This is a genomic window from Qingshengfaniella alkalisoli (assembly GCF_007855645.1).
Classification (GTDB): Bacteria; Pseudomonadota; Alphaproteobacteria; order Rhodobacterales; family Rhodobacteraceae; genus Qingshengfaniella; species Qingshengfaniella alkalisoli.
This window is the reverse complement of record NZ_CP042261.1, coordinates 763,143-787,534: the sequence shown is the minus strand read 5'-3', so window position 1 is coordinate 787,534 and position 24,392 is coordinate 763,143. Positions and strand designations below refer to the sequence as shown.

The following is a 24,392-nucleotide window of genomic DNA, read 5'->3' as shown; positions in this document are numbered from 1 at the left end:
GTTACGATGTTGTGTCTTCATCGCCCGTGGCTTCCGCGTAATAGTCTTGGGCGGCCTCCACGGCGACCGCTGTAGAGGTCGGCGCAACCGGCGCATAGCTGGCGGTTTCGCTCACTGATGGCGCTGGTCGCTGCGTCATCCGATAGGCGGCATATAACGACAGGACGGTCATGAGCACCGCGATGAAGCCGAAGAACGCCCATGACCCCAGAACCGTCATCAGGACACCGGTGACAATCGGGCCCGCAATCGCGCCGATCCCGTTGATGAACAGCAACCGACCGGAAGCCGAGGCCATATCCTCAACCTGCAAATAATCATTGGTATAGGCGATAAGAAGCGCATAAAGCGGGTTTGCCATCCCGCCTATTACGAAGGACGCTCCCAAAATCGCGGCGTAGCTGCTACTTGCAATCGCCGCAGCGCCCGCGACCGCACCGACTGCGCCGGCACTCAGGATCAGCTGGCGGCGATCCATCCGGTCGGACAACCAACCGATGGGGAACTGGAACAGCAGCCCACCTGTGTAAATCGCCGCGACCAGCGTCGATATCTCGCGAACGGACAAGCCGACCTGGGTGCCATAAACAGATGTCATGCCAAACAGGGCCGAAACCACGCCGCCCAAAAAGAACATCCCCACGCAGCCCAACGGGGAAAGCCGGAAAATCTCGCGAAAGCCCATGGGCTTGGCTGTCTCGAACGTCGGGGTGGGCGTGATCGACAGCAGGATTGGCGCAAAGGACACCGAAACCAGAACAGAAGGTACAATGAACAGGATGAACCCGGACGGGTCGCCGATCTGCAGCAGGTACTGCGCCGACACGATGCCAGCCATCTGCACGATCATGTAAAGTGACAACGCCTGCCCGCGCGTCTCGTTCGTTGCGGAATTGTTCAGCCAGCTTTCTGCGGTGACGTAGACGCCAGAAAAGCAGAAGCCGATCAGAAACCGCAGAACGGTCCAAGCTATCGGATCGGTCAGCGAAGGGTAAAGGATCAGAATGGCCGATATGAACGAGCCTAGCGCCGCGAACACACGCACATGCCCGACGCGCCGGATCATTTCAGGGGCCAGGCGCGACCCGCCCAGAAACCCCATGAAATAGGCCGACATGACAATCGACATCTCGAAGGTGGAAAAGCCTTCCAGCCCACCGCGAATACCAAGCAGCGTGCCTTGCACGCCATTGCCGATCATCAGCAACAGCATCCCGAGCAACAACGCCCAGGAACGGGACAGGACTTCCAGCATGTAAGAGTCTTCTCGTGATTCGCGACTTCAGAGCCGCCATAGCCCGTCAAGATGAAGAACGGAAGAATGAGAAACCGCCCAGAGAAGAACCCTGCGTCACTTCCCCGTCAGTCGGGGATCAAAAGGGACGCGTCACCGTAGGAAAAAAACCGGTATTTCTGCTGCAGGGCATGGGCGTAGATCTCACGAATTCGTTCCGTTCCCATGAATGCTGAAACCAGCATCATCAGAGTCGATTTCGGCAAGTGGAAGTTTGTCATCAGCGCGTCGGCAACATGAAAGTTAAAGCCGGGATAGATAAAAATATCGGTAGGCGCGGACCACGGCTCTACCTGCCCGCTGTCGCGTGCCGCCGTTTCGATCAGCCGCAGCGCCGTCGTGCCCACCGGGATCACGCGCCCACCATTCGCCTTGGTCTGCGCGATTTCATCAGCGGCTTGTGCGCTGACCTCGCCCCATTCGGCGTGCATCTTGTGATGGCGTGGATCGTCCACTTTCACAGGCAGGAAAGTACCGGCGCCGACATGAAGGGTGACATTGGTAAATTCCACGCCACGCGCCGCCAAGGCGGCCAGAAGTGGCTCGTCGAAGTGAAGCGACGCGGTTGGTGCGGCCACAGCGCCCGTGCGCTTGGCAAATACGGTCTGGTAGTCGAGCTTGTCCTGATCGTCGGCGGCGCGTTTGGACGCGATATAGGGCGGCAGGGGCATCATGCCACTTTCGTCCAGCGCCTTTTCCAACGCATCGCCATCTTCGGACAGGCGCAGCAATGCCACACCTTGGTCGTCACGCGACAGCATCTCGGCGCGCAGGGTGTTGCTGAATTCGATCTCCTCGCCATCGCGCAACTTGCGCAAGGGCTTGATCAGCGCTGTCCAGCGCCCATCGGATTGCGGATCAAGGAGTGTAACTTCGATCCTGGCGATGCCTTCACCATCCGGTCCGGCCCTTCGCCGCACACCCGACAGACGCGCAGGCAACACCTTCGTATCGTTCAGCACCAAGCGGTCACCGGGCCGCAGGATGCCTGGCAACTCGTTCACGATCCGGTCTTGAATGCCGCCACCCTGAGCAACGAGCATCCGGGCAGAGCTGCGCGGTTTCGCGGGGCGTGTCGCGATCAGGTCTTCTGGAAGGTCGAAATCGAAATCGGATAGATGCATGCTTTACTCACTCGGCGGATTGCGGCGAAAGATTTCCCGGAACATGCCCGGCGTCAGGATCGACAGCGGGTTGAAGGACAATCTTGGCCGCGTGATCGTGCCGTCCAGTCGAAATGTGATACCCAGAAGCCCCTCGCCACGCCGCGTCAGGAAGCTGCCAAGCTGGTTAACGAAGTAAACGGGCGAGATCACCCCCTGCAACGCAAGCGCACCACCGGCCAGATCGACCTGCCCGTCCAGCGACAGACCCAGGGACGGGCCGACCGCGCTTGCGCTATTCAGGGTAAAGCGCGAGGGCGTCAAGCGAAACGCCGCGCGCACGTCGGAAAATGTGATGCCTTCTCCCGCCATCTGTTCGAACGCACCGATCACGCTGAGTCCCGAAACAAGCTCTGCCATGGCGGGCGTGTTCTTCAGCGCGGTATCGCTGATCCGCATTTGCCCGTCATAAATTCCGGTGCCCTGCCCGCGCTGTAGCGTCAGATCAAGCTGCCCACCCCGTACCATGTCGAACAGCCCGGTCGAGCGGAACACACCGCCTGCATCATTGCTGGTCAGCGCGATGCGCGGACCATCGAGCCGCACATCCACCGGCGTTTGCCCATTGACGCGCGCTGTAAAACTTCCACGCGGCCCGGTCAGGCGTCCGCGAAGATCGGTCAATGCAATCCGATCGTTGAGTATGGCGCGGTCAAGCGCCACATCGACAGGCGCGCCGCCCTGCCCGCCAGCCCCTTGCACGCCCCCCGAGAGCCTGCGTAGATCAAGGCTTCCACCCGTCACCGAAATCTGTGGCGCACGACCGGCACCTTGCGGAACAACATTCAGCGCCACATCCAGCCAATTGTCGCGGCGCAGATGATCCAACTGCAGCCGGCGCACCGACTGCGCGTTTTTGCCAAGCGCCACGCGCCCAGCCAAATCGATACCCGGCGCTTTCAGCGCCAACCGATCAATCGCCGCGTCACGTCCCAACCGTCCGGATACCTCCAACTGCCCCGATGATCCGGCCTGTTTGGTCCATGCCACTGACGGCACGGACAAGGACACTCCGGACAGGTTCGACCGCAACGTGAAGCGCGGCCCCTGCCCCTGCGCGACAGCGACGGACAAATCTCCGCTCGCCTGCCCCTGCATCCCGAAAATCTGGGTGGGCACGCCGAACTCGGCCAGTGACCGACGCGACAACGGAACACGCGCTTCGATCCGCGTGCCCGCATCCGGATTGGAATCGGGACCGATCGGACGGTTCAATGACATATCGAAAGCAATCTCGGCGAGACGTGCCGCCCCTTCAACACGCAACCCATCCGGACCTGCGCTCACGGTCAGCTGGTCGGCCGAAAGCTCTCGCGGCCCCACGAGCCCCACATTACGAAAATTACTCAGAGTGCCTGAAAAGCTGTAGCCGACGTCCCGCCCCGTGATCTGCCGCCCCATTGGAATGGTCAGCTCCAACATGCCATTGACATGACCGTCCGCCGTTTCCGGATTCAGCGGACCTTCGTTGACTGGTTGGCCGCGTGTGAAAAACGGGGTCTGGAAATAGGACAGCACCGCACCAAGCCGTCCGGAACTATCGACCTTGATTTCCAGGGGCCCGTTCCGGTCAAACACGTCCCTCTTGAGGATCGAGGCATGCGCAACATCCAGCCCGCCCCCCTGCTCCGTTGGCACAACAGCATTGCGCACTTGCAAATCGAAAACACCATCCGCAATCTGGACATGGCCGCTGGCATCGCTGATCGGTGGTAAGCCGTCCAACAGGCTCACTGCGGCCCCCTTGAACGTCAGCGACATGCCAATGTCCGGTCGCGTATTTCCATTACGCCGAATTGACAGCGCGAAATTTTCTGCAAGACCTTGGGTAATATGGCCCGCCAACCAGCGTCGCGTGCCCTGTACGATATTGGTCGGCCACAGCGCGAGTGTGGTCTGGATGTCGGCTGTCTCGCTCGCGATGTCGATCGACATCGCACGCCCACCGTCCTGAGCGTCCGCGCGCGCGGTGGTCCATCCCGACAATTCGGTACTGTGTCCCCGGCGATCCAGCCGAAGCCTTGCAATTTCCAGCCGGTCGCTTCCGGGACGATAACGGAAATCGCCATTAACTTGATCGAAGGTCAGTGCTTCGTCAAACACACCGATATCCGAGAGTGCCAGGTCGGATAACGCCAGTTGCGCCACGATATCGCCGGTGTCTTCGAGAAACAGATGTGCGCGGCCATCCAATTCAATCCGTTGGGCCGTGATGTGAAGATCGTCCACGTCGACCCGCCGGCCACCCTTCTGAACGCTCACCTGCGCCCCTGCGTCCAGCATTTGCAACGGATCCGACATGCCGGGCAACTGCAACCTGCCTTCGCCCACGGAAATTCGCCCATCCATCGCACTGAGGTCGCCGTCCGCCTCGATCTGTCCCCCAAGACGCAAGGATAAGGGCGCGTCTATGCGAGACACCACATCTCCAAGGGGGGAACGTCCTGCCAGCATGCGCATGTTTGACGGCGTAATGCCCCGCAGATCGAACTGAAGCGCAACAGGCATATCCGGCGACGGACTGGACAAAGCCGCCTGCAGAACAGCAGTCGTGGCATTCGTGCCAGTGCCCGCGCTCATCCGTCCTATACTTGCGGAGGCTTCAAAACCATCGCCATCGCGCCGCAAGTTTAGCCACCCTTGTTCGCTGCTCAGTGTTTCATCGGACTGGTGGTCGATCATCTGCATTCGCAGATCGGCTATATCGATTTCACGCAAGCGGCTCAGAACCGGCAAATCGAAATAGGCGCGAAAACCCGCCAATATTTCGCCCGGCGTGGGTGCGGATTGCAGTTCCATCCCACCATCGAGCGCGACGGACAGTGTGCCGTCTTCAAATCGCTCCAGCATCAACTCGATGCCTGCCGCGCGGATCACCTGCGGCACAGGTCGCAGAGACAGAAGCGAACCGGTCGCAAAAACAGCCTCCAGATGGTCGAGCGCGGCAACCTCATCGCCTTCCAGCGTGGACAGCCGCAATCCCTGAGTAACGACCACCGGTGCGATGCCGGAGCGAAAGTCGATTTCAACCTCGCCCACCGATATCTCAAGATCGCGGCCGGCAAGATAGCTGTTGGTCGTCTGCTGCAAGGGTCGCACGATACGGTCAGGCACAACATACGGCCCCGACCGCAGCGCCCAAATCACACCTGCCCCACAGGCCAGAAACAGCGCGGCGATACCGCAAAGCCATTTCAGTTTGCGACGGTTGCGCGGCTTTTCTGTCCTAGTCTCTTCCATTTCCTGCCGAACTGGTGGATCACGGGGCCCGAACCGGGCTTTCCTAACGCATGGCCCGCGCCAGTGAAAACCACAAGACTTGAGGCCGCCATGACCGAGATCGGACAACTCGCCCCCGACTTCACCCTTCCGCAGGATGGCGGGCCGGATATCACACTGTCCGAGTTGCGCCCGAATCTTGTGGTCTTGTATTTCTATCCGCGCGACGACACCAGCGGCTGCACGAAACAGGCCATAGGTTTTACGGAAGAACGCGCCGCGTTCCGCGACGCGGGCGCAACGATCATCGGTGTATCACGCGATACCGTACAGAAACACGCGAAGTTCCGGGAAAAGCACGGGCTGGGTATCGCGCTGCTGTCAGACGAAGACGGGCAGGTTTGCGAAAACTATGGCGTCTGGACGGAGAAGCAGATGTATGGGCGCACCTTCTGGGGCATCGAGCGCTCGACCTTCCTGATCGACGGCGACGGAATGCTTTTGCGCGAGTGGCGCAAGGTCAAACTGAAGGGCCATATCGAAGAGGTTATCGCCGCCATACACGCCGCCCGAAAGGGCTGAACTCGGGCAAATCGTTCCATCTCCGAATTATATCGGCGATAATCTGCCGAAAAACCGCCCAAATGCCGCCCTTCAAGGCACTCCACCGGCGTAAGGCTTGCTTCAAAAGTAAACGCTGGTTAACCCGTCTGCGGGGATCAAACGTGGCAAGCAACAAAACAGCCGCGGGCAACTATAGGGAGCGCAATGGCGGGCAAGCAGACCGGCGACGGCGTAGGAAACATTTTAACCCGAGCATTTCCGGAAAAGCGGATCTTTCTCAAAACCGAAAGCGGCACGCGTTTTATCCGGCTGGGAACGAAACAGCAGATTCTGGCGCTTGTGGGCAGCACGGCCCTTGTGGGCTGGTGCGTTGTGGCGACGTCGTTTTCCGTGTTCGGCATGATCAGCAATGGCGGCGCGCGCGAGCAAGCCGCGCGCGAGCAGGCCTTTTATGAAACGCGCCTGAACGAACTGGCACAGGACCGCGACAAATACCGACATGCGGCGCGTGAAGCACAGGACCAGTTCAGCCGGGCGCTGGAAGATGTTTCGCGGATGCAGGAACATCTGTTCGATACCAAACTGGAAGTGACCGAGCTTGATCGCGGTACCGAAGCCTTGCGCGGCATTCTACGTCAGGCACTGAACGAACGTGACCGCGTGCAGGAGCGTTTGGCCGAGTTGTCCGAACAGTATGGCGATGGTGGCGACGATGGCGCCGCCCTCGGCGCGAAACTTGCCGAAGCCGAAACGACAGTGGATTTCCTGACCGGTGCCTTGAGAGAAACATCCGAGCAGCGCGATGTCCGTACTGCGCAGGCGACGGCTGCGGAAACCGAAATTGAAGAGCTGCAGCTCGAAGCCCAGCTTGCCGCAGAAAAGACCGACCGGATCTTCTCTCAGCTTGAAGAAGCTGTCGAAGTGTCCATGGAACCCCTGGACGAGATGTTCAACAAGGTGGGTCTGTCCTCCGACACGCTGATCGATCAGCTTCGCCAGCGCTATGACGGCCAAGGCGGACCGCTGACACCCATCGCGGTATCGACCAAGGGCACGGCCCCCGATGCCGATAGCGTTCGCGCCAATTCGATCCTCGGTCATATGGATACACTGAACCTGTATCGTCTTGCTGCCGAGAAACTTCCTTTCGCGAACCCGATCCTGACATCTGTACGACGCACGTCGGGCTTCGGCTATCGACGCGACCCGATCCGCGGTGGCGGCCGGATGCATGAAGGCACCGATTTCGCCGGTCCCTATGGGACAGCGATTCACGCCACGGCCGATGGCGTCGTGGTTCATGCGGGCTGGTCTTCGGGCTACGGGCGTCTCGTCAAGATCAAACACGATTTCGGCATTGAAACCCGATACGCGCATATGTCGCAAATCAAGGTCAAGAAGGGTCAAAGGGTCTCGCGTGGAGACCAGATCGGTGCTATGGGAAATTCCGGGAGATCGACAGGCACCCACCTGCACTATGAGGTGCGTGAAAACGGGAAGGCCGTGGATCCGTTGACCTATATCGAGGCTGCACGAGATGTTTTCTAAGAACAGGGTATCCGAAACCGGCGCAAAGAACGCCGAAGCAGAAAAGAAACCGCAAGAACCAAGGCAGGCAATGACGACGAACGAAACTCCGAAACCGGCTGCGCCCAAGGCGAAGCCGCCCGCATCCACGCTGTCTTCGGACCTGATGGTTCAGGGGAATCTGCGGACCACCGGCGACATACAGGTCGAAGGCCAGATAGAGGGTGATATCCGCGCCCATCTGTTGACCGTGGGCGAAGGTGCCACTGTCAAGGGCGAAGTCGTTGCCGACGATGTTGTCGTGAATGGCCGCGTTGTCGGTCGCGTTCGTGGCCTGAAGGTTCGCCTGACATCCACCGCGCGTGTCGAAGGCGACATCATTCACAAAACGATCGCAATCGAAAGCGGGGCACATTTCGAAGGTTCTGTCCAGCGTCAGGAAGATCCGCTGAACGGTGGCAACGCGAAGCCGGTGAAACCTGCGATTGAAAAGCAAGCCTGACATCGGACGAATACCGATCTGAAACCCGCCCTTCGAGGCGGGTTTTGTGTTTCCAGGTCGCAGCGGAACCTCCAAGTTACATCCGCGCCGCGCAGCGCCCCCAGCGTCAATTTATCAATGTCATTTGAAGAAAGTTTGCGCGATACTGCCGCGAGGTTACCCTTTTGTGCAGGAGAGCGATCATGAAACGCTTCATCCCCCTGGCCTTTCCTCTCATTTTCGGCCCCGTTGCGCCAGCGCTGTCCCAGGAGGCCAGCACGCGAGCGACGATTTACGTCTGGGCGACGGAGGTAAACGAAGAACTCAGCAACGGTGTCAAGGCGACCGCTTCCCGCAAAACCGTTCTGGAGAACCTCAAATTCGGGCTGATGGGTGAAGTCGTCCAGACCCGCGGTGAATGGATCTATGGGGTCGAAGGTTTTTATGCCAATGTCGGCAAAAGCGGCGAAGGTTCGTATCCCGTGCAGTCGGGCGAGCCGAGCCAGTCATCCTCGATTGATGTTCTGGCCGATTTCGACACCAAGACCACCTTCTTCAACGGGTTCATTGGCTACCGGATCGCGACATCGCCTGTCTTCAACCTGTATGGGACGGCTGGCCTGCGTTACACGATTTTCGAGAACGAACTGACCGTCGATGCGGCGGGCCAGTCTTATCGGTTCAAGACAAATGATCATCTCACGGACGGGACCGTTGGTTTCAGAGGCCGCTACACCATCAATGAAAGCTGGTCGGTGCCGTTTGCTACGGATGTCGGTGCCGGCGATTCAGACCTGACATGGCAAGCCTATGCGGGCCTGTCCTACCGCTCAGGGCAGAACGAATTCACGCTCGGCTGGCGGCACATGGAATGGGACCTGGGGGACCACGAGCTGATTACAAACATCAGTTATGACGGTCCGGTGATTGCCTATTCCCGGCGTTTCTGAGGCCCCGGTCGGCCCCTCAATCCGTCTGCGCTTCGCTACGACTTTTGCCTGATACCTGCAGGGCCAGTGTTGCTGCCATGAACTTGTCCAGGTCACCATCCAATACGCCCTGTGTATCGCTGGTTTCGACATTGGTACGCAGGTCTTTGACCATCTGGTAAGGCTGCAAGACATAGGACCGGATCTGGTTGCCCCAACCCGCTTCGCCCTTGTTATCATGCGCTTCCTGAATTGACGCCGTGCGCTTTTCCAGTTCCATCTGATACAACCGCGATTTCAATGCCTTCATGGCGATATCACGGTTCTGGTGCTGCGATTTTTCTGAACTGGTCACGACGATCCCCGTCGGGTGGTGCGTAATCCGTACCGCCGAGTCGGTCGTGTTGACGTGCTGCCCGCCAGCGCCCGATGACCGGTATGTATCAACGCGGATATCGGCCGGGTTGACCTCGATCTCGATATTGTCGTCCACCACCGGATAGACCCATACAGAACAGAAGGATGTGTGCCGCCGTGCCGATGAATCGAACGGAGAAATACGCACAAGACGATGCACACCCGATTCCGATTTCAACCAGCCATAGGCATTGTGGCCGGAGATCTTGTAGGCGGCGGATTTGATACCCGCCTCTTCGCCCGCGCTTTCGGACTGAAGCTCGACCTTGTAGCCATGTGCTTCGGCCCAGCGAACATACATCCGCGCCAACATCGACGCCCAGTCGCAGGATTCCGTGCCGCCGGCCCCGGAATTGATTTCAAGGAACGTGTCGTTGGCGTCCGCCTCTCCGTCCAGAAGCGCCTCGATTTCCTTCTGGGCGGCACGTTCCTTCAAATCCTTGATCGCACCTTCCGCATCGGCGATGACGTCCTTGTCGTCCTCCATCTCGCCCAACTCGATCAGTTCGACATTGTCCTTCAGGTCCTGTTTCAGCCCCTTGTAGGTGTTCATCGAATCGAGCAGCGCCTGGCGGTCACGCATGAGTTTCTGCGCGCGATCAGGATCGTTCCACAGATCGGGATCTTCCGTCATGGCGTTGAATTCTTCCAGCCGATGCTCGGCAGTGTCCCAATCCAGACGTTGGGCAAGCAGGTCGAGAGATTTCTCGACTTCGGCAACGGCATTCTGAATTTCGGCGCGCATCTTGGGACAACCCTCGCATTCTGGAAACTCGACGACCCGCATGGGTCGGAGACGGATGTATAGTTTCGGCTGAAGTCGCGTGCAAGCAGGCGGGGCTAGTAGAGCCCTCCAGAACTGATCGCACCGAATGTCGCTTTCCGTGGAATGGACCGGCGCTCACCCGTCGAGGTGATGATCTCCTCCGCCGCGCGCAGCGCTTCGGACCGCGAATAGAGCGGCAGTTCCGACCCCATGGCGAAGCCCCCATCGACCATCGCGGCGGCCCCGAAGACCGGCGTTACGCCATCGCGGAAATATTCCGCAACCACATTCGGGCCAGTGGCGCTGTCGGCCAGACGCGCACCACTGATCCGGTCGATCTTGATGAAATGCCCACCCGGCGGAACCTTGAACGGTCCACCACCGAAAATCTCGACCGCATACTTCATGAACTCGTTGAATACGGGCCCGCACATACTACCGCCAGCGGCACCCCGCCCCAGCGGACGCGGCTGGTCGTAGCCGATATAACACCCTGCCGCGATGTTGGAGGTGAAGCCAACGAACCAGACGTCTTTCTCGTCATTGGTCGTGCCGGTTTTGCCTGCTGTGGGCACCGGCAGATTGACCCGGCCCGATGCGGTGCCGCGATCCACAACGCCCTTCATCATGGAGGTCAACTGATATGCCGTGATCGGATCCATCACCTGTTCACGGTCGCTGTCGATGTGCGGCGCTTCGCCGCGCGGCAGGTTCAACTTTTCACAATCCGTGCATCGGCGCGCCTCATGTCGGTAGATCGTCTTACCCCAGCGGTCCTGAACACGGTCGACCAGCGTCGGCTGCACGCGTTCACCGCCATTGGCAAACATCGAATAGGCCGCGACCATGCGCCAAAGCGTGGTTTCCTCGGATCCCAGCGAATTTGCCAGATACGGCCCCATATCGTCATAGACGCCAAAGCGTTCGGCGTAATCGGCCACGGTGTCCATCCCGACGGCCTGTGCAAGCCGCACTGTCATCAGGTTCCGCGAACGCTCAATCCCCGTCCGCAACGGTGTGGGACCGTAAAACTTGTTCGAATAGTTCTTGGGGCGCCAGATCGTACCGCCGATATTCACCTCGATCGGTGCGTCGATCACGATGGTTGCTGGTGTGTATCCGCTGTCGAGCGCTGCCGCGTAAACGAAGGGTTTGAACGATGATCCTGGCTGCCGCGTCGCCTGTGTCGCACGATTGAAAACGGAACTCTGATACGAAAAACCGCCCTGCATCGCCAGCACACGACCGGAATTGACGTCCATCGCCATGAAAGCACCCTGCACTTCCGGTACTTGGCGCAAAGACCAGCGGGTGGGGTTGCCCGCATCATCCGTCATTTGCCGCACCAGAACGACATCGCCTGCGGACACAAGATCCGCCGGAACCTGTGCACGGTTCTGACCGGCGCGGCGCGCCCAGGTCACATCATTGGCGGGGATGAATTGCGTCTCGGCGTCGCGATCCAACCCTTCGATGCCCAATTGCGCGGTCGAGTCTTCGGTGGACAGCACCACGGCCGGATACCAGCCCGTGATATCTCGGGGCACGTCGGTTTCAGCCAGCGCGGCACGCCACAGACCTTCATCACCCAGAGTATCCGTGGCGATCGTTGCACCCGTTCCGCGCCAGATTCCACGACTGCGATCGTATTGTTCGAGACCATGCCGCAACGACTCGGCCGCCCGCCCCTGCAAGTCCGGATCAAAGGTGGATCGGATGCTCAGGCCTCCAGTGAAGAATTCCGTCTCGCCGAAATCCTGCGACAACTGGCGGCGAATCTCGTCGGTGAAATAATCACGCGGCGGCACCGAGCGGCGGAAACTGTCATAGTCGCCATTCTGAACGCTTTTCAGCGGAGCTGCGCGGGCCACTTCGTAACTTTCATCGTCGAGATAGCCGTTCTCGTTCATCTCGCGCAGCACGAAGTTACGACGCGCAACCGCGCGGTCCATCTCGCGCACCGGATGGTAGGTGGAGGGCGCCTTGGGCAGCGCTGCCAGATAAGCCGCCTCTTCCGCATCCAGATCGGACAGCTTCTTGTTGAAATAGGTCTGCGCCGCCGCCGCTACCCCATAACTGTTCTGCCCCAGATAAATCTCGTTCAGATAGAGTTCGAGAATCTGGTCCTTGGACAGCGTTTCTTCCAAGCGCGCAGCGAGGATCAGTTCCTTGATTTTCCTCTCTGCCGAACGGTCGCCGGATAGAAGGAAGTTCTTCATCACCTGCTGCGTGATCGTTGACGCACCGCGCAGCGCACCCCCCTGCGCCATATCAATTGCGGCCTTGACCATGCCGAGAGTGTCATAGCCGTGATGGGTATAGAAGTTCTTGTCCTCAGCGGAAATGAATGCCTGCTTCACAAGGTCCGGAATTTCCGAGGATGGTACGAACAGGCGACGCTCCTGCGCAAACTCGTCGATCAACTCGCCTTCAGCCGAATATACGCGGCTGATCGTCGGCGGCGCATATTGCGACAACTGATCGTGATCGGGCAGGTCGCGGCCATACATCCAGAAAATCGCACCGACGATAAGTCCGGCCAGTACCGCGCCAATCGTGACGAAGCTGAAAATCGCACCAAAAAAACCAAGGATGAAACGGAGCAACGGAACCTCTGGGGTTGTGGAGCCCCGCTTATACAAGGGCTGCCATGAAGGGTCAAAATCACAATTCGCTTCAAGCGAAAACAGACGGAACGTTACCGCATAACGGTATCGTCCGAGCCGTCCAACCATAGCAACAGCCCCTTGGTCAGGGCGTCGATCATCCGTCGCTGCCAGTCCGGGTCCGTGATCAGTGCGCGGTCAGCGGGGTTTGACAGAAAACCCAGCTCCACCAGAACCGATGGGATATCAGGCGCGCGCAGCACAACAAAGTTCGCCAGCTTTTCCGGATGTTTGTAAAGTACCACGCCCTCATCTGCCATAGCCCCCACCAGCGAATGCGCCAATGTCTTGCTGCGCGGCGATGTCGTGCGCTGAGACAAGTCCAGCAATGCCGTGGCGACATCATCCGTGTGCCCCGTCAGGTCAAGCTGGGTTATCAGATCGCCCCTCGGACGTGTGCCGTCCAGATAGCTGTTCAGCGGATCTTCGCCATCACGTCGTAGGGTATAGACGCTTGCCCCTCTGGCCTGTCCGCGCAAGACCGAATCCGCGTGAATAGAGATGAACACGTCCGCGTCAGCCTCCCGCGCCTGGCTGACGCGTTCGTAAAGCGAAACAAAGCCGTCCTCCTGACGGGTCAGCCGTACATCGAAGCCGGTGTCGCGTGCCAGCCGGTCACGCAGTGCCCGCGTAAAATCCAGCACGAGATCGGCCTCGTCGATACCGCCGTACTGCGCCCCCCTATCATCACCCCCGTGGCCGGGATCGAGCATCACGACAAGTCGCGCCGCATCACCGGAATGGTTCGTGACGGCGTCCATCCCCTGCCCCGCAACCGCGTCTGACTCTGGGTCTGGGTCTGGAACCAGCCGTATAGAAAGGATCGCGGCCTGATCCGGATTGTCTACCTGCATCCCCGCCTGCGCGACCCGCATTGGCGCGGTCAGCCAAAACGTGACGCGGGTCTTGTTATCAGCTTGCTGTTGCCGCACCGCCTCAACCGGCTCGGCCAATGTGATCTGATCGGCAACATCCCCGCCCGACAGCGAGTTGAACTCAACAGTCAGCGTGGGCGGCGTGGCGGATGTTTCCAAGCGCCAAGGCAAGGGCCGCGACAGGCCGATGCCGATGACTGGATCGCCTGATTCACTCATTCCGATTTCTGTGCGTTCCGGCACGATCCTTGTCAGCGCTGACGGCATGGACTGCGCAGACACTGCCGAGGCAAACAAAATTGCCCCCAATGTCTGAAAAATGGCTATCTTCATCCTTGTGGTTTGCCGCGCTGCGACAGATAGCCTTGCAGCCGCGTCAGCCCTTCACGGATATCGGCGGTGCTGCGCGCATAGGAGAAGCGGATCGTCTGATGCCCGCGCACCGGATCGAAATCCAGCCCCGGTGTGATGGCGACACCCGCCTGTTCCAATATCTCTGCAGCAAATGCGCGGCTGTCGTCGGTCCAGTCCGACACATCGGCATAAACGTAGAAAGCCCCGTCTGGCGGTGCAAAACTCGTCAGCCCGACCTTGGGCAGTCCATCCAGCAACAACTGGCGATTGGCAGCATAGACCTCGCGGTTCTGTTCCAGTTCGTCAATCGCCGTCAAAGCGCCCAAAGCCGCCACCTGCGCGGCATGGGGGGCACATATGAACAGGTTTTGCGCCAAACGCTCGATCGTGCGGACATGATCGGGCGGCACAACCATCCAGCCCAGACGCCAGCCTGTCATCGAGAAGTATTTCGAGAAGGAATTGATGACATAAAGATCATCCGAAACTTCCAGCGCCGACACCGCCCGCGGGCCGTAGTGCAGACCGTGGTAAATCTCGTCCGAGATGAAGCTGGTGCCAAGCGATTGACACCGCTCGATCAGCGCCGCCAGATCATCGCGGCCAAGCATCACACCTGTCGGGTTGGCAGGCGAGGCCACCATCATTCCGTTCAAACCCTCGGGAATATCTTCGGGCCGCAAGCGGTGGGCATGTTCTTCATGGGTCGGCACACCGACCGACCGAAGGCTTAAAGCCTTCAGTATCTGGCGGTAGGACGGGTATCCCGGCTCCGTGACCCCGACACTGTCCCCCTCATCGAACAGCGCCGTGAAAGCCAGCGTGAATGCCGCCGATGATCCTGCTGTCACAACGACCCGCGCGGGATCGAGATCCACGCCATACCAGCGCTGGTGAAGCGCCGCGATTCCGTCGCGTAGCGCAGGAATACCAAGCGCAACCGTGTAGCCAAGCGCATCCGCGTCCATGGCATCCGACAACGCCTGACGCGCCTTTTGCGGCGCAGCCGTGCCGGGTTGGCCGACCTCCATATGGATGATGTGACGTCCGGCGGCTTCCGCTTTGGCGGCGGCTTCCATCACATCCATCACGATGAAGGGATCAACCTCGCTGCGCCTTGAAGTCTTCATGAAATTCTTCCTACTCTGCCCGCCAAGTTCCGTCGCATTCCGACGTGAGGAGGTCAATGCTCAGTTCCCTTATCCCTGCCGCCCTGTCGCGGTTGTGCCTCGTCGCGTCACTTCTGATGATGCTGTCGCCCGCCGCGCAGGCCCGATCCCTGCTGCGCGACGCAGGGATGGAGCATGGGCTGAACATGATGGCCCAACCGTTGCTGGTGGCGGCCGGCTTGCCCGCGAACCGCACGAAAGTTCTGGTCATCAATGACATGTCGATGAACGCCTTTGTCGTTGATAGCTCGCATATTTTCGTAAACGCGGGACTAATCCTGAAGGCCCGCAACGCGGCAGAACTTCAGGCCGTCTTCGCCCATGAAATTGCCCATATCGCCAACGGGCATTTTTCTCGTCGGCGGCTGAACGCGCAAAGCAGTCGGACGGTCACCGGCATTGGAATCGCGCTCGCGCTTGCCGCAGGTGTCGGCACCAACAACGCCGAAGTTGCAGCAGGCTTGGCCGCAGGCGCTGCTGGCGCGGCCCACAGCGCCTTCCTTGCCCATACCCGCGCGGAAGAGGCCTCCGCCGATCAATCCGGCATGCGCTACATGGCGCGCTCCGGCATCGACCCACGCGCGATGAGCCAACTCCTCGATCATTTCGAGGCGCAGGAAGCGATGTCGTCAGTCCGGCGCAACCCCTACACTTACAGCCACCCGCTGTCACGCGACCGCAAACGCGCCGTGGCCGATTACGCGGCGCGCCTGCCGGATCAGGATTACGACAACACCACCGCCGATTATTGGTTCGGTCGGGCGCAGGGCAAGCTCTCGGCCTATCTGCGCAGCCCCGGCTATACCGCAAACCGGCTGGCCGCAGGTGATGACAGCGACGCCGCACTGATCCAGCGATCCGTTGCGGCACTCGTCACGCCCGATTACACCGCCGCGCAGCGCTATGCCGCCATGCTGACCGCCCGCAGCCCCGATGATCCCTATTTTCACGATCTGGCCGGATGGGTGGAACTGGAAAGCGGACGGGTGGACGCTGCCATCGCCGCCTATGCCCGCGCCGCAGAACTTGCTCCCTATGAACCGCTGATCCTTGCGGGCTATGGTCGCGCGCTGATGGCCCGTAACACCGCCGCCTCACGCACACAGGCCCGCGAGGTTCTGGAAACCGCCCGCGCCCGCGATCCGTTCAACGCGCGTCTCTTGCGCGACCTTGCCACCGCCTATGCAAGCGAGGGCGAAAACGGTATGGCATCTGTAACCACCGCAGAACGGCTTGCCTTGACGGGCGATCTGGCATCCGCTCATGTCCACGCGCAGCGTGCGCTCGGACAGTTGCCGACCGGGTCACCCGGATGGAACCGGGCCCAAGACATCGCCCGCGCAGCCCAGTCTGCCGGAAAACGGAGATAACGTTATGAAACCAGTCATGCTCGCAATCGGCCTTGCCCTTATGACGGCCGCAACGCCAGCGCTGGCCTTCGACCCGGCCAATATGACCGACAGCGAACGCGCGGCCTTCCGCAGCGAGGTTCGTCAATACCTGATCGACAATCCTGAAGTCATCATCGAAGCCGTCAACGCGCTGGAACAACGACAACAGGACGCTCAAGCCACAACGGATCAGACGCTGATCTCGGAAAACAGCGACGCCATTTTCGATGACGGTTACTCATGGGTCGGCGGCAACCCCGACGGTGATATCACCATGGTCGAGTTCCTCGATTACCGCTGTGGCTATTGCAAGCGCGCGTTTGAGGATGTGGAGGATCTGGTCAGCACCGACGGCAATATTCGTTTCATCGTAAAAGAATTCCCGATTCTGGGTCCGCAGTCGGTTCTGGCTTCGCAATTTGCCATCGCCGCACGCAATGAAATCGGGATGGACGCCTATAAGGACCTGCATGACGCGCTGTTCGAATTCCGGGGCGAGATCAGCGCCGAAGCGCTCGAAACCCTGGCCACGGATTTGGGACTCGACGCCCAAACGATTCTGGCCGGTATGAATGACGACTCGGTCATGAACGAGATTCAGGCCAACCACGCTCTGGGACAGGCGCTGCAGATCAACGGCACGCCCAGTTTCGTCATCGAGGACCAGATGCTGCGCGGCTACATGCCCTTGGCCTCGATGAAGGATTTCGTCGCGGAACTTCGCGCGGAATAGTCAAAGACGCGGCGCTTACTGCGCCGCCTCCTCGCTGGCCGCGCTATCGGCTTCAATCTGCGCGGCCTTTTTTTCGACCTCTTCCACGATATGGTTGATCATCTGATCATTCGACATCTTGTGCGACGCCTTACCCGCCAGATAAACCATTCCGGCATCTTTCCCGCCACCGGTGAAACCCACATCGGTCATCAGCGCCTCGCCCGGGCCGTTCACGACGCAGCCGATGATGGACAAGCTCATCGGTGTCTTCACATGCTCCAACCGTTTCTCCAGCGCCTCGACCGTCTTGATCACGTCAAAACCCTGGCGCGCGCAGGAGGGACAGGAAATGATGTTCACGCCGCGATGGCGCAGGCCCAGAGATTTCAGGATTTCGTAGCCGACCTTCACCTCCTCGACCGGATCGGCGGACAGGCTCACACGCAGCGTATCGCCGATACCCATCCATAGCAGGTTGCCCAGGCCAATCGCCGATTTGATCGTACCTGCCGTCAGCCCCCCCGCCTCGGTGATTCCCAGATGGATGGGCGCATCGGTGGCTTCGGCGATCCCCTGATAGGCGGCAGCCGCCAGAAAGACATCTGACGCCTTCACGCTGATCTTGAACTCGTGGAAATCATTATCTTGCAGAATCCGGATATGGTCCAATCCCGACTCGACCATGGCGTCGGGGCATGGCTCGCCATATTTTTCCAGCAGATGGCGTTCCAAGCTGCCCGCATTCACACCGATCCGAATGGAACAGCCGTGGTCTTTGGCCGCGCGGATGACTTCCTTGACACGGCTTTCATCGCCGATATTGCCGGGATTTATCCGCAGGCAGGCAGCCCCCGCATCCGCCGATTCAATCGCCCGCTTATAGTGGAAATGAATGTCAGCGACGATTGGCACGGGGCTTTCGGCGACGATGTCCTTCAACGCCCTGGAGGAAGCTTCATCCGGCACCGATATGCGGACAATATCGGCCCCCGCCTCCGCACAGGCCTGCACCTGCGCCACGGTCGCCGCGACATCTGTCGTGTCGGTGTTGGTCATGGTCTGAACGGAAATCGGCGCGCCACCGCCGACAGGAACGTTCCCGACATGGATCTGCCGGGATTCGCGCCGATAGATGTTTCGCCATGGACGGATGTGGTTGATCGACATGTCGGCCTTTCCGAAGACTGGTGTGATCCTGCGCCCTAGATAGACCTGACTGGCTGGCATCGCAACGCCAGCCCCGAGATCAATCCTGCGCGATCTCCGTCGATTGCTCGAGAGGTGGCTCTTGGGACGCAATCGCCAGTTCGGCGACGCGCGCCAGTTCGGGATTCTCGCTCAGATCGGCCAGTTGATAGCTTTGCCCAAGCGCGTCAGCCGATAGCACAACATTCTTGGCAACCGACGTTCCGGGACCCGCCGGTCCCAATGTCTGACCATTTACCGCGAAATAGACAGACCCAGAATTCCCCGCACGCAGGGTCGGCGGCTGCGCCGTATCCGGCAATACGTAACGTTCACCCGTTTCCAGAATTTTTTCGAGCAGCACAGTGCCGTCTGCCGCGCGAACGCGTACCCACGCCGGACGCACTGCAAACATAACGATGCCTGGCGCGGGCTCTTCGACCACCTGCACCTCTCCGGTATCCACCGCCTCCTCCGCGCGCGTCATCTCGGCCAAAGCCATATGGTCTGCGGACATGATTACCGGACGATCAGGGCGCGTGGCCGCAGCGGTCTTTAACTCTGGCACAGACCCGATCTGCGGCGGTGGCCTATAGCCTGCATACACTCCCTGCGCAGCAGGATCGAGCGTCGCAATGGGCCCGTCGCGTGGCACGACAACCGGGCGCTCCAGCACCTGCGGGCGATAAAGACGCTCTAGTGCCTCGGCCCGTGGCGGGGTGTTTTCGGCCACCACGCTTTCCGAAGGCCGTTCCTCCACATCGCCTGTTTCCGTTGGCAAAGCGGTAATCTGAGTTTCGATCGGCGCAACTGTAACGCGCTGGATTTGCTGTAAAACACTCCAGCCACCATAGCCAAGCGCTGCAATCAGCCCGGTCAACACGACGATCGAGCCAACGGCCCCGGGTTCGATTCCACCCAGAAACAGTTTGCGTGGCGTGGCTTGAATTGGACTACGCGCAAGCATCTCGTCACTGAAAGGCTTCGCAGGTGCTTTTGCGGCCCCGTGACTTCTGCCGACCTGTGCGACCGATTTCGTGTTCTGCGGCTTTGCATGAATTTTTGCATCCAGCCCCGTGACATGCGAAAACCCGCTTTCTTCGCAGAAGGCCTTGTAAACCCAATCCGGGTTCATTTTCAGATATCGTGCATAGGACCGGACATAACCGGCGATGAAACCCGGCGTCTCGAACGCGGCCAGATCGGCGTTTTCGATCGCTGCGATGTAGCTGGCCTTGATCTTTATTTCGCGCTGAACATCCAGAAGCGACTTGCCCAAAGTCGCACGTTCGCCGCGCATGATATCCCCAAGCTTCAGATCGTAGTCGTCGAAGCTTTTAGGTCCGGAATCCGGAATATCTGGCGTATCAGCACGCCGCATCATTCTGTCTGCCCCATTGCGTTAGCCCGTAGCCTCGCTGCCCTGCGATTCGAGTAGCAGGGTCTTATTAGGCTAAAGTTAACACATCACAAGGATTCTGGCACCCGTCGATCAGAGAAGCGGCGAATATTGGGCGGTTTTCGGCTGTCCGCATGACGGCGCCTATAATTTGCACACCTGACGATACGGAAATCTTCAAGCGGAAAGCTGCTCGCGGCTCAGCGCACAGTGCGACCACAGGCTGTCCAGCGCACGCACCAGCTTATCCATTTCTTCCGGCCCATGAACAGGCGATGGGGTGAAACGAAGACGTTCCGTGCCACGGGGCACCGTGGGGAAGTTGATCGGCTGAACATAAATGCCGTGATCGTTCAACAACCGGTCCGAGATCATTTTGCACTTCACCGGATTGCCAACCATCACCGGCACGATGTGGCTGCCGTGATCTATCACTGGCAAGCCAAGCCCTTTCAGGCGCACCTTGAGGATGTGGGCCTGCGTCTGGTGACGTTCGCGCAGCGCGGGATCGTTTTTCAGATGGCTGATCGACGCGGCGGCACCAGCCGCGACAGCGGGTGGAAGCGACGTCGTGAAGATGAAGCCCGGCGCGTAAGACCTTATGGCATCTACCATTTTCTCGGACGCGGCGATGTAACCGCCCACCACGCCGAAGGCCTTGCCCAGCGTGCCGTTAACAATGTCGATCCGATGCGCAAGATTGTCACGCTCGGTCACGCCCCCACCGCGCGGACCGTACATGCCCACCGCGTGCACCTCGTCGAGATAGGTCAGCGCGCCGAACTCATCGGCCAGGTCACAGATCGCTTCGATCGGTCCGAAATCGCCATCCATCGAATAGACGGATTCGAAGGCGATGACCTTCGGCGCGGCCGGATCGAGGCTTTCAAGAATGCCCCGCAGATGGGCCACGTCGTTGTGACGGAAGATGTGCTTCTCGCATTTTCCGTGCCGAATGCCTTCGATCATCGACGCGTGGTTCAATTCGTCCGAAATGATGACGAGCCCGGGAAACAGCTTGGGCAATGTCGAAAGCGTCGCGTCATTCGCGATGTAAGCCGAGGTAAACAAGAGTGCGGCATCTTTGCCATGCAGATCGGCCAGTTCTGCCTCCAGCCGCTTGTGATAGACGGTGGTGCCGGAAATGTTCCGCGTCCCACCAGACCCTGCACCGGTTGTATCAATCGCTTCATGCATCGCCGCCAGGACCGCCGGGTGCTGCCCCATGCCGAGATAGTCATTGCCGCACCACACCGTCACCGGCTGTTCACTGCCATCGGGCTTGCGCCAGGTCGCATGCGGGAACTGCCCTTGCTTGCGTTCGATGTCTATGAAGGTCCGGTAACGGCCTTCCTGATGCAGCCGGTCAAGCGCGGCGTCGATTTGCGCGGCGTAGTTCACTCGCTCGCCCTCCGTCTGGACGTGCCGCGCAGCAACAAGCTTACGGCATCACCTCGATCTGTGACTCACTTGCGGTCACGCGCCCGTACCTAAACCGACGCACATAATTTAGAAAGGTTACAAAATGCCGCGATCGGGGGCAATCCTGTCATTCAGTCCCGAAGCACGACGGTGCAGTCTTCGGCCCCTGTTTTCGAAGCACATTCGGATACGGCATCGTCAGCCGAGCCGCTCGTCATGGCCCAGCCCCCTGTCGATTGCGACGCGGCAAAGGCCTTGGGTGATGGCAACGCGCGGTAATCTCCGCGCACGGCCTCGGTTCCGGTGGCACTTAGCTGCAATGTGCGCGCTTCCCAGCCTTTCGGCCGTATATGAGCGGCGGGCACGCATTGCGCGGTTCCGGACTTGCGACGGGTATTGCATTCGGTCAGCGCAGCACGCATCGCCGCATCCGCCGAATTGAAATTGGCCACCGCAGCGGTGGCTTCGGACAGCAAACCTTCATCGGGTGAAATCGCGAAGGCACCGTAATAGACCTGCTGTGATCCGACCACGGCAATGCGCTGGCGATCCTCGTCACTCAGCCCGGCATCCGGGAAAATCGCAACTTCCGCACCGTCGGGATCGAACAACATCTGATCCGCGGTCGAAAAATCCACGGGTTCCGCTAGGGCGGCGGTGACGGGCGCAATGGCAATTGCCAGCGAAATCAGGTTACGAAGCATCATGACACTACGCTTAGTCGGCGGATCGAGATTCGGCTAGCCCGGTTTCCACCCGCGACAAGCCAATGACAGGAGACAGCATGACCGCGACAGACACCCTCCCCTCCGTGCTGGAGCGCATCGATTCCGACATCGACAACGCCATTGAGCGACTGATGGAATTGCTGCGCATCGAATCGATCTCGACTGACCCCGCCTATAAGGCTGAATGCGACAAGGCCGCTGATCGCCTGGTCAAGGACCTGGAATCCATGGGCGTCGATGCCAGCAAGCGCCCCACGCCCGGCCATCCGATGGTCGTGGGCCATATCGGTGACACCGGCCCGCATCTGCTGTTCTATGGCCACTATGACGTGCAGCCGGTTGATCCGCTGGAATTGTGGGACAACCCGCCCTTCGATCCGCGGATCGAAGACACGCCTAGCGGCAAGGTCATTCGCGGGCGGGGCTCCTCCGATGACAAGGGCCAGTTGATGACCTTCGTCGAAGCCTGTCGCGCATGGATCGCCGTCAACGGCAACTTGCCCTGCCGCATCACGTTTTTCTTCGAAGGCGAGGAAGAATCCGGTTCACCGTCGCTGATCCCCTTCATGAAGGAAAACGCGGATGAGCTAAAATCCGACATCGCGCTGATCTGCGACACTTCCATGGTTGCGCCGGGTGTTCCGTCCATTGCGTCGCAGCTGCGCGGCATGCTGAAGGATGAATTCACGCTGCACGGGCCAAAGATGGACCTGCATTCGGGCCATTACGGCGGCCCTGCCCTGAACCCCTTGCGCGAGATCGCCAAGATCGTCGCCAGCTTCCACGACGAAGACGGTCGCGTCGCCGTGCCTAATTTCTATGACGGAGTGTCAGATATCTCCGACGATCTGCGCGGCCAGTGGCAAAACTGCGGATTCGATGAAAAGGAGTATCTCGAAAGCGTCGGCATGACCGAACCGCATGGCGAAAAGGGCTATTCCACGCTGGAGCAGCAATGGGCCCGCCCGACGCTGGAAATCAACGGCATGTGGGGCGGCTATATGGGTGCGGGCAGCAAGACCGTCATCCCTGCCGAGGCACATTGCAAGATCACCTGCCGCCTGGTGGGCGAGATGGACCCGGCCGAGGTCCGCAAGAACCTGCGTGCCCATGTCGAAGCCCGGCTTCCCGTCGACGCCCGCGTCGTCTGGGACGGTGATCTGGACGGCGCTCCCGCCGCAGTGATGAACACCGACCGTCCCGAATTCGACGCCGCGCGCAAGGCGTTGACGGATGAATGGGACCGCGAGGCCGTTCTGGTAGGCATGGGCGGCTCTATCCCGATCGCGGGGTTCTTCAAGGATGTTCTGGACATGGACGCGATGCTCATAGGCTTTGCCAATGACGACGACCGCATCCACAGCCCGAACGAGAAATACGACGTGGACAGCTTCCACAAGGGCATCCGCAGCTGGGCCCGCCTGCTGGCCGAAATCGCGAAGTAAGTGATCAGGGCGGGGACATCCCCGCCCTTTTCATTTCTCGCCGGACGCGCGGCGATGCATGCGATCTGCCATGACCCCGTGACCCGTGGCGCGCAGACCTTCAATGGTGCCTGCGTAGTCACGCGCATCGCGGTTCTGACTTAGCTTCGACTTCCCCAGCACCCGCTGCATGTCGATCTGGAACGCGACGATCCCTTCCAACATCCGATCCATGTAATCCTTGGGCGCATCCGCCATCTTCCACGCCCGGTCACCGTTCACCCGCCGCTCATGTGTGCGGGTCAACAATCCAACCGCCGCGCGTTTGGAATGTGTGTCATGTTGGAACGTAATCGGACCGGACACATGAACCACCTGATAATTCCATGTGGGCACATGACGGTGATGTTCCGGCTTTGACGGGTAGAAATTTGGCGAGACAAAGGCATCATCCGACCGAAAGATTGCCAGAACATCCTGCCCGTTCTCGATCAGGCGATGCATGTCATTTGCCAGCGCGACATGGCCAATCAGCCTTCTCTTCGGCCCGAGCAGAAGCGGAATGTGATTGGCGATCAGTCCATCATCCGTCTGCGCCACAATGCTTGCAAGCGGCGCCGTCTTGATGATCGCCGTGATCTGATCTGCGTCCGTTTCCTGAAAATGCGGCGGAGTATACATGCGGTGCCCTCGCTTGTTCGGAA

19 protein-coding genes are annotated in these 24,392 nt (G+C 59.7%); 7 read left to right on the top strand and 12 right to left on the bottom strand.

Annotation, left to right across the window (positions count from 1 at the left end; all coding sequences use genetic code 11):
* Position 1 precedes the first annotated feature (1 nt).
* The 3 genes from FPZ52_RS04050 to FPZ52_RS04040 all read right to left on the bottom strand — a co-directional run bounded on the left by FPZ52_RS04050 (position 2) and on the right by FPZ52_RS04040 (position 5,697).
* Positions 2-1,255 carry an MFS transporter gene (locus FPZ52_RS04050; RefSeq protein WP_146363955.1) on the bottom strand — a complete coding sequence of 418 codons (1,254 nt, stop codon included), beginning with the start codon at positions 1,253-1,255 and terminating at the stop codon, positions 2-4.
* A gap of 107 nt (positions 1,256-1,362) precedes the next feature.
* Positions 1,363-2,418: a tRNA preQ1(34) S-adenosylmethionine ribosyltransferase-isomerase QueA gene (gene queA, locus FPZ52_RS04045; protein ID WP_146363953.1), complete on the bottom strand. Its 1,056-nt coding sequence runs from the start codon at positions 2,416-2,418 to the stop codon at positions 1,363-1,365.
* A 3-nt stretch (positions 2,419-2,421) separates the two neighbouring features.
* Complete coding sequence (locus FPZ52_RS04040) at positions 2,422-5,697, bottom strand: YhdP family protein (RefSeq protein WP_146363951.1); 3,276 nt, start codon at positions 5,695-5,697, stop codon at positions 2,422-2,424.
* 90 nt (positions 5,698-5,787) lie between these two features.
* Between FPZ52_RS04040 and FPZ52_RS04035 the strand changes: the two genes are divergently transcribed.
* From FPZ52_RS04035 to FPZ52_RS04020, 4 genes are all read left to right on the top strand, one after another.
* Positions 5,788-6,258 carry a peroxiredoxin gene (locus FPZ52_RS04035; RefSeq protein ID WP_146363949.1) on the top strand — a complete coding sequence of 157 codons (471 nt, stop codon included), beginning with the start codon at positions 5,788-5,790 and terminating at the stop codon, positions 6,256-6,258.
* A 186-nt stretch (positions 6,259-6,444) separates the two neighbouring features.
* Complete coding sequence (locus FPZ52_RS04030) at positions 6,445-7,788, top strand: DUF5930 domain-containing protein (RefSeq protein WP_146363947.1); 1,344 nt, start codon at positions 6,445-6,447, stop codon at positions 7,786-7,788.
* Positions 7,778-8,269, top strand: a complete 492-nt coding sequence (locus tag FPZ52_RS04025) for a bactofilin family protein (RefSeq protein WP_146363945.1) — start codon at positions 7,778-7,780, stop codon at positions 8,267-8,269. The genes FPZ52_RS04030 and FPZ52_RS04025 overlap by 11 nt, the downstream gene beginning before the upstream one ends.
* Before the next feature lie 182 nt (positions 8,270-8,451).
* Positions 8,452-9,198, top strand: coding sequence for a hypothetical protein (locus FPZ52_RS04020; protein ID WP_146363942.1), 747 nt, complete (start codon positions 8,452-8,454; stop codon positions 9,196-9,198).
* 16 nt (positions 9,199-9,214) lie between these two features.
* Here FPZ52_RS04020 and prfB read toward each other — a convergent pair whose 3' ends face one another.
* The 4 genes from prfB to FPZ52_RS04000 form a co-directional block, all read right to left on the bottom strand.
* Positions 9,215-10,339, bottom strand: a complete 1,125-nt coding sequence (prfB, locus tag FPZ52_RS04015) for a peptide chain release factor 2 (RefSeq protein ID WP_146363940.1) — start codon at positions 10,337-10,339, stop codon at positions 9,215-9,217.
* A gap of 95 nt (positions 10,340-10,434) precedes the next feature.
* Complete coding sequence (locus FPZ52_RS04010) at positions 10,435-12,966, bottom strand: penicillin-binding protein 1A (protein WP_146363938.1); 2,532 nt, start codon at positions 12,964-12,966, stop codon at positions 10,435-10,437.
* Positions 12,967-13,058: 92 nt separating this feature from the next.
* Entirely contained in the window at positions 13,059-14,120 is a 1,062-nt protein-coding gene (locus tag FPZ52_RS04005) for an N-acetylmuramoyl-L-alanine amidase family protein (protein WP_168201259.1), read from the bottom strand.
* A 110-nt stretch (positions 14,121-14,230) separates the two neighbouring features.
* Positions 14,231-15,385, bottom strand: a complete 1,155-nt coding sequence (locus FPZ52_RS04000) for a pyridoxal phosphate-dependent aminotransferase (RefSeq protein ID WP_146363934.1) — start codon at positions 15,383-15,385, stop codon at positions 14,231-14,233.
* A 56-nt stretch (positions 15,386-15,441) separates the two neighbouring features.
* Here FPZ52_RS04000 and FPZ52_RS03995 point away from each other — a divergent pair, with 56 nt between their 5' ends.
* Positions 15,442-16,794: a M48 family metalloprotease gene (locus FPZ52_RS03995; RefSeq protein ID WP_146363931.1), complete on the top strand. Its 1,353-nt coding sequence runs from the start codon at positions 15,442-15,444 to the stop codon at positions 16,792-16,794.
* A gap of 4 nt (positions 16,795-16,798) precedes the next feature.
* The gene (locus FPZ52_RS03990) at positions 16,799-17,548 is read left to right on the top strand and encodes a DsbA family protein (RefSeq protein WP_146363929.1); all 750 of its coding nucleotides are present in this window, start codon (positions 16,799-16,801) and stop codon (positions 17,546-17,548) included.
* 15 nt (positions 17,549-17,563) lie between these two features.
* Here the strand turns inward: FPZ52_RS03990 and ispG are convergent, their stop codons facing one another.
* From ispG to FPZ52_RS03970, 4 genes are all read right to left on the bottom strand, one after another.
* A complete protein-coding gene (gene ispG / locus FPZ52_RS03985) occupies positions 17,564-18,697 on the bottom strand; it encodes a flavodoxin-dependent (E)-4-hydroxy-3-methylbut-2-enyl-diphosphate synthase (RefSeq protein ID WP_146363927.1) in 1,134 nt (377 codons plus the stop codon).
* A 79-nt stretch (positions 18,698-18,776) separates the two neighbouring features.
* A complete protein-coding gene (locus FPZ52_RS03980; protein ID WP_146363925.1) occupies positions 18,777-20,099 on the bottom strand; it encodes a helix-turn-helix domain-containing protein in 1,323 nt (440 codons plus the stop codon).
* 192 nt (positions 20,100-20,291) lie between these two features.
* Positions 20,292-21,515 carry a 5-aminolevulinate synthase gene (hemA, locus tag FPZ52_RS03975; protein ID WP_146363923.1) on the bottom strand — a complete coding sequence of 408 codons (1,224 nt, stop codon included), beginning with the start codon at positions 21,513-21,515 and terminating at the stop codon, positions 20,292-20,294.
* A 152-nt stretch (positions 21,516-21,667) separates the two neighbouring features.
* Complete coding sequence (locus FPZ52_RS03970; RefSeq protein ID WP_146363921.1) at positions 21,668-22,243, bottom strand: 5-aminolevulic acid synthase; 576 nt, start codon at positions 22,241-22,243, stop codon at positions 21,668-21,670.
* Positions 22,244-22,320: 77 nt separating this feature from the next.
* Here FPZ52_RS03970 and FPZ52_RS03965 point away from each other — a divergent pair, with 77 nt between their 5' ends.
* On the top strand, positions 22,321-23,709 hold the full coding sequence (locus tag FPZ52_RS03965) for a M20/M25/M40 family metallo-hydrolase (RefSeq protein WP_146363919.1): 1,389 nt from the start codon (positions 22,321-22,323) through the stop codon (positions 23,707-23,709).
* A gap of 30 nt (positions 23,710-23,739) precedes the next feature.
* Here the strand turns inward: FPZ52_RS03965 and FPZ52_RS03960 are convergent, their stop codons facing one another.
* Entirely contained in the window at positions 23,740-24,369 is a 630-nt protein-coding gene (locus tag FPZ52_RS03960; RefSeq protein WP_146363917.1) for an FMN-binding negative transcriptional regulator, read from the bottom strand.
* Positions 24,370-24,392 lie beyond the last annotated feature (23 nt).

Excerpts from the sequence above, each read along its gene's own strand:
- FPZ52_RS04030 (WP_146363947.1), top strand. The coding sequence starts at position 6,445 with ATGGCGGGCAAGCAGACCGGCGACGGCGTAGGAAACATTTTAACCCGA.
- FPZ52_RS04025 (WP_146363945.1), top strand. The coding sequence starts at position 7,778 with ATGTTTTCTAAGAACAGGGTATCCGAAACCGGCGCAAAGAACGCCGAA.
- FPZ52_RS03995 (WP_146363931.1), top strand. The coding sequence starts at position 15,442 with ATGCTCAGTTCCCTTATCCCTGCCGCCCTGTCGCGGTTGTGCCTCGTC.
- prfB (WP_146363940.1), bottom strand. The coding sequence starts at position 10,339 with ATGCGCGCCGAAATTCAGAATGCCGTTGCCGAAGTCGAGAAATCTCTC.
- FPZ52_RS03970 (WP_146363921.1), bottom strand. The coding sequence starts at position 22,243 with ATGATGCTTCGTAACCTGATTTCGCTGGCAATTGCCATTGCGCCCGTC.
- FPZ52_RS04050 (WP_146363955.1), bottom strand. The coding sequence starts at position 1,255 with ATGCTGGAAGTCCTGTCCCGTTCCTGGGCGTTGTTGCTCGGGATGCTG.
- FPZ52_RS03980 (WP_146363925.1), bottom strand. The coding sequence starts at position 20,099 with ATGATGCGGCGTGCTGATACGCCAGATATTCCGGATTCCGGACCTAAA.
- FPZ52_RS03965 (WP_146363919.1), top strand. The coding sequence starts at position 22,321 with ATGACCGCGACAGACACCCTCCCCTCCGTGCTGGAGCGCATCGATTCC.
- FPZ52_RS04000 (WP_146363934.1), bottom strand. The coding sequence starts at position 15,385 with ATGAAGACTTCAAGGCGCAGCGAGGTTGATCCCTTCATCGTGATGGAT.
- FPZ52_RS03990 (WP_146363929.1), top strand. The coding sequence starts at position 16,799 with ATGAAACCAGTCATGCTCGCAATCGGCCTTGCCCTTATGACGGCCGCA.
- FPZ52_RS04035 (WP_146363949.1), top strand. The coding sequence starts at position 5,788 with ATGACCGAGATCGGACAACTCGCCCCCGACTTCACCCTTCCGCAGGAT.
- queA (WP_146363953.1), bottom strand. The coding sequence starts at position 2,418 with ATGCATCTATCCGATTTCGATTTCGACCTTCCAGAAGACCTGATCGCG.
- FPZ52_RS04005 (WP_168201259.1), bottom strand. The coding sequence starts at position 14,120 with ATGAGTGAATCAGGCGATCCAGTCATCGGCATCGGCCTGTCGCGGCCC.
- FPZ52_RS04020 (WP_146363942.1), top strand. The coding sequence starts at position 8,452 with ATGAAACGCTTCATCCCCCTGGCCTTTCCTCTCATTTTCGGCCCCGTT.
- ispG (WP_146363927.1), bottom strand. The coding sequence starts at position 18,697 with ATGTCGATCAACCACATCCGTCCATGGCGAAACATCTATCGGCGCGAA.
- FPZ52_RS03960 (WP_146363917.1), bottom strand. The coding sequence starts at position 24,369 with ATGTATACTCCGCCGCATTTTCAGGAAACGGACGCAGATCAGATCACG.
- FPZ52_RS04040 (WP_146363951.1), bottom strand. The coding sequence starts at position 5,697 with ATGGAAGAGACTAGGACAGAAAAGCCGCGCAACCGTCGCAAACTGAAA.